This is a genomic window from Kitasatospora sp. P5_F3, from assembly GCF_054049135.1.
On record NZ_JBFUMY010000082.1, the window covers coordinates 18,579 to 23,340 of the forward strand.

The 4,762-nt window shown below is 71.6% G+C and carries 4 protein-coding genes; 2 read left to right on the forward strand and 2 right to left on the reverse strand.

Annotation, left to right across the window (positions count from 1 at the left end; genetic code table 11):
• Positions 1 to 105: 105 nt before the first annotated feature.
• On the forward strand, positions 106 to 2,832 hold the full coding sequence (locus ACXJMZ_RS31690; protein WP_457033459.1) for an NPCBM/NEW2 domain-containing protein: 2,727 nt from the start codon (positions 106 to 108) through the stop codon (positions 2,830 to 2,832).
• Between the two features lie 95 nt (positions 2,833 to 2,927).
• Here ACXJMZ_RS31690 and ACXJMZ_RS31695 read toward each other — a convergent pair whose 3' ends face one another.
• Positions 2,928 to 3,107 carry an I78 family peptidase inhibitor gene (locus ACXJMZ_RS31695; protein WP_457033460.1) on the reverse strand — a complete coding sequence of 60 codons (180 nt, stop codon included), beginning with the start codon at positions 3,105 to 3,107 and terminating at the stop codon, positions 2,928 to 2,930.
• A gap of 63 nt (positions 3,108 to 3,170) precedes the next feature.
• Between ACXJMZ_RS31695 and ACXJMZ_RS31700 the strand changes: the two genes are divergently transcribed.
• Positions 3,171 to 3,446, forward strand: a complete 276-nt coding sequence (locus ACXJMZ_RS31700; protein ID WP_457033461.1) for a DUF6343 family protein — start codon at positions 3,171 to 3,173, stop codon at positions 3,444 to 3,446.
• Between the two features lies 1 nt (position 3,447).
• On the opposite strand, the gene ACXJMZ_RS31705 is transcribed toward ACXJMZ_RS31700, so the two are convergent.
• Positions 3,448 to 4,762: aldehyde dehydrogenase family protein (locus ACXJMZ_RS31705; RefSeq protein ID WP_457033462.1), on the reverse strand; the 1,315-nt coding region annotated here is incomplete at its 5' end.

Below are 4,762 nucleotides of genomic sequence, written 5' to 3' on the forward strand. Positions count from 1 at the left end.
GGGGGCCTGACTGCTGTCCGGATCACGACAGAAGGTGTGGCCAAGCGGGCCGTAGTGCGCTATACCTGCTCAGCAGTGCTCATTCTTGCATGCGGAGGGGTTCTTATGCGCAGAACTTTGCAACACTGGCGAGGCCGGTCGGCCTCGCTCGGACTGGCCGCGGTGCTCTCGCTGGGCGGGGTGACGATCGCTCCGGGGCTGGCCCAGCCGGCGGTCGCCGCCAACGGCTCGGCCGGGGCGATCACCGCCTTCACCCCCGGCGCGGCCGGCAGCTACGCCATCTCGGCGGGTGCCGCCAAGGCCCGGATCAGTTTCGTCAGCGACCAGGTGTTCCGGATCGAACTGACTCCCACCGGCACCTTCGCCAACCCGACCGGCAGCGACATCGTGCTGCCGCAGGGCACTCCGCCGGCCACCAGCTGGCGGGACGCGGGTGACCGGTACGAACTGTCCACCGCCGCCGTCACCCTGCGGGCGTACAAGTCGGCGCTGCGCTTCGGCCTCTACCGGGCCGACGGCAGCAAGGTCTGGGAGGAGACCAAACCGCTCTCCTGGACCAACACCGCCACCACCCAGACGCTCGGCCGGGGTGCCACCGAGCAGTACTTCGGCGCGGGCGAGCAGAACGGCTCGTTCTCCCATCGCGGCAAGACCGTCGAGATAGGCGTCGACTACAACTGGAACGAGGGCGGCCACCCGAACTCGGTCCCCTTCTACCTCTCCTCCGCCGGGTACGGCGTGTACCGCAACACCTACGCCCCCGGCACCTACGCCTTCAACGACCCGGTGACCACCACCGAGCAGGAGACCCGGTTCGACGCGTACTACTTCGCCGGGCCGAGCAGCAAGGACGTGATCGGCCAGTACACCACGCTGACCGGCAAGCCCTTCCTGCCGCCGATCTACGGCCTGGAGATGGGCGACTCGGACTGCTACCTGCACAACGCCAACCGGGGCGAGCGGCACACCCTGGACGCGTTGAAGATCGCCGACGACTACGTCGCCAACGACATCCCGAACGGCTGGATGCTGGTCAACGACGGCTACGGCTGCGGCTACGAGAACCTGGCGCAGACCGCCCAGGGACTCCAGCAGCGCAAGATGCAGCTCGGCCTGTGGACCGAGGACGGCCTGACCAAGCTGGCCGACCAGGTGAAGGCCGGCCAGCGGGTGGCCAAGCTGGACGTGGCCTGGGTCGGCTCCGGCTACAAGTTCGCCCTCGACGGCTGCAAGTCCGCCTACCAGGGCATCGAGGACAACAGCACCGCCCGCGGCTTCACCTGGGCACCGGAGAGCTGGTCCGGCGCGCAGCGCTGCGGTGTGCAGTGGAGCGGCGACCAGTCCGGCAGCTGGGACTACATCAGGTGGCAGATCCCGACCTACGCGGGCGCCACCATGTCCGGTCTCGCGTACACCTCCGGTGACGTGGACGGGATCTACGGCGGCAGCGCCCAGACCTACGTCCGGGACCTGCAGTGGAAGTCCTTCCTGCCCGCGATCATGTCGATGGACGGCTGGGCGCCGAGCGACAAGCAGCCCTACCGCTACGGGGAGCCGTACACCTCGATCAACCGCAAGTACCTGAAGCTCAAGGAGTCGCTGCTCCCCTACATGTACAGCTACGCGGCCGAGGCGAACCGGACCGGGGTCGGCGCGGTGCGCCCGCTGGCGCTGGAGTACCCGCAGGACGCGGTGGCCGCGACCGACGCGGCCAAGTACGAGTTCCTCAGCGGCCGGGACTTCCTGGTCGCGCCGGTCTACTCGGACACCTCGGTGCGGGACGGCATCTACCTGCCGCAGGGCACCTGGGTGGACTACTGGACCGGGCGGACCTACCAGGGCCCGACCACGGTGAACGGCTACAGCGCGCCGCTGGACACTCTGCCGCTGTTCGTCAGGGCCGGTGCCGTGGTGCCGATGTGGCCCGGCGTCAGCTCCTACCAGGACCGCACCGCCTCCTCCCCGCTGGCCTGGGACGTCTACCCGCAGGGGGTCAACTCCTTCTCGCTGTACGAGGACGACGGGGTGACCAAGGAGCACCGCCAGGGCAGGTCGGCGACCCAGACCGCCACGGTGACCGCGCCCGCGAGCGGGGTCGGCCGGGCCACCGTGGACGTGTCGGCCAGCGTCGGTGACTTCGCCGGCAAGCAGACCACCCGTCCTTACCGGTTCAGCGTGCACAGCGTGAGCGCCCCGACCGCGGTCGCGCTCGGCGGGCGGGCGCTGCCCCGCCTCGCCGACAAGGCCGCGTTCGACGCGGCGGCCGAGGGCTGGTTCTTCGACGCCGCCGACCGGGGCGGGGTGGCGCAGGTCAAGACCGCCTCGCTGAGCACCGCCACCGCCTTCCAGCTCACCCTGGACGGGATCACCGCACTCAGTGCCACCGCCACCGGACCGAGCTGGGCCTGGGCCAGCGACCTGCCCTTCGCCTCGCAGACCAACGGCTGGGGCCCCGCCGAGCGGGACCGCAGCAACGGCGAGCAGGGCGCGGCGGACGGCCGCACCCTGACCCTGAACGGGACCACCTTCGCCAAGGGCATCGGGGTGCACGCCGACTCCGACCTGGAGTTCGTGACCGGAGGAAAGTGCTCCTCGTTCAGCGCCACGGTCGGGATCGACGACGAGATCAGCGGCTACGGGGACGTGACCTTCTCGGTGGTCGCGGACGGCGTGACGCTCTGGACCTCACCCACCCTGACCAGCACCTCTGCACCGCTGCCGGTCACGGTGCCGCTCGGCAGCGCCGCCCGGGTACACCTGAAGGTGACCACGGTCGGCACAAAAACCGGTGACCACGGCGACTGGGGGGCTGCTAAGTTCCTCTGCAGCTGATGTCTGTACAGGTGTACTGACACCTCGTCAGACGCAGTCCGACGGCCGTTTCCGCAGGACCCCCACCCTGCGGAAGCGGCCGTCCTGCTGTCCGGTCAGCCCTGCCAGCAGCGCTCCACCCGGCCGTTCCGGACGGTGAAGTTCAGCCGGTCCTCGCGGTACTCCATGGTGATCATCGCGTCGGGCGCGAGCACCCGCACCACGCGCCAGCCCCGCTCGGCTGCCAGCCGCTCGGCCTCGTCCCCGGCCAGACCGACGTACTCCTGCTCGTCCATCTCCGTTACTCCCTCCGTCGCACGGGCATACGGTGGATGGTAGGACCGGGAGGTGACCTGGTGATGCGTCCGACGAAGACTCCTCGTACCTGGCACAGCGGCACCGAGCCGATGACGGCGCGCAGCGACCTGAAGCTCCGCTTCCTGCTCTCGGTGATCTTCACCCCGCTGTTCGCCCTCACCACGGCCGGCTTCGCGGTCTGGGCGGCGGTGGCCGACCCCGGCGCTTCGCCGAGCCCGGCCACCCTGACCGCCTTCGCCGTGGCCTGCGGCCTGCTGACGCTGTTCGCCGCGGTGGACCTGCTGGTGGTGGTGCGCCGGCGCCGCACCGAGCTGTGAGTCAGCCGTTCACCCGCTGCGGGACGCCCAGCGGGTTGGCGTCGTGCAGCTCCGGCGGGAGCAGTTCCTGCGGGGTGTTCTGGTAGCTGACCGGGCGGAGCCAGCGTTCGATCGCGGTGGCGCCGACCGAGGTCGAGGTGCTGGTGCTGGCCGGGTACGGGCCGCCGTGGTGCATGGCGGGGGCGACCGCGACCCCGGTCGGCCAGTTGTCCACCACCAGGCGGCCGGCCAGCGGGCGCAGCCGGTCGAGCAGGGCAGCCGCCTCGGGGCCGCGTTCGTCCGCCGCCAGCTGCACGGTCGCCGTCAGGTTCCCGCTCAACCGGCCCAGTACCGCCTCGAGTTCGGCCGCATCGGCATAGCGGACCAGCACCGTGACCGGGCCGAAGCACTCCTCCAGCAGCTCCTCGGTCAGCTCCGCCGCCGCGACCGCGAGCACCCCGGGGGCGACCGCGAGCGGTGCCGCGTCGGCCGGGCCTGCGGCCAGCAGGGTCTGTACGCCCGGCTGGGCCGCCCGGTGCTGGACGCCCGCCAGGAAGGCCTCCCGCATCCGGGGGTCGAGCAGCGGCCCGCCGTCCGTCTTGGCGGCGGCCGCCACCAGCTCCTGTTCCAGCTCCGCCGCCCCGGCCGGGATCAGCACCAGGCCCGGCTTCACGCAGAACTGCCCCGTGCCCAGCGTGAACGAGGCCGCCAGGCCTGCGCCGATCTCGGCGGCCCGGGTGGCGGCGGCCCGCTCGGTCACCACCACCGGGTTGAGCGAACCGAGTTCGCCATGGAACGGGATCGGCCGGGGCCGGGCGGCCGCCACGTCGTGCAGTGCCCGCCCGCCGCGCACCGAGCCGGTGAAGCCGACCGCGGAGACCAGCGGGTGCCGGACCAGCTCGGGCCCGGCCTCGAACCCGTGCAGCAGGCCCAGCAGTTCGGCGGGCAGGCCGAGCTCCACCGCCGCCTCGCGGATCAGCCGGGCGCAGAGCTCGCTGGTGGCCGGGTGGTCCGGATGGGCCTTGACCACCACCGGGCAGCCCGCCGCGAGCGCACTCGCGGTGTCCCCTCCGGGCACGGAGAAGGCGAGCGGGAAGTTACTCGCGGCGAACACCGCGACGACCCCCAACGGGACCTTCATCCGGCGCAGGTCGGGACGGCCGAGCGCCGGATCGGCGTGGTCGATCGCCACGTCCAGGAAGCCGCCCTGCTCGACCTGGTCCGCGAAGATGCGCAACTGGTAGGTGGTGCGGGCGAGTTCACCGGTCAGCCGGGGCACCCCGAGCGCGGTCTCGGCGTCGGCGGCCGCGATCACCTCGGCGGCTGCGCCCGCCAGC

Bases quoted from the DNA above. Each gene is read 5' to 3' on its own strand.
- ACXJMZ_RS31690 (WP_457033459.1), top strand. From the start codon at position 106: ATGCGCAGAACTTTGCAACACTGGCGAGGCCGGTCGGCCTCGCTCGGA.
- ACXJMZ_RS31695 (WP_457033460.1), bottom strand. From the start codon at position 3,107: ATGGACGAGCAGGAGTACGTCGGTCTGGCCGGGGACGAGGCCGAGCGG.
- ACXJMZ_RS31700 (WP_457033461.1), top strand. From the start codon at position 3,171: ATGCGTCCGACGAAGACTCCTCGTACCTGGCACAGCGGCACCGAGCCG.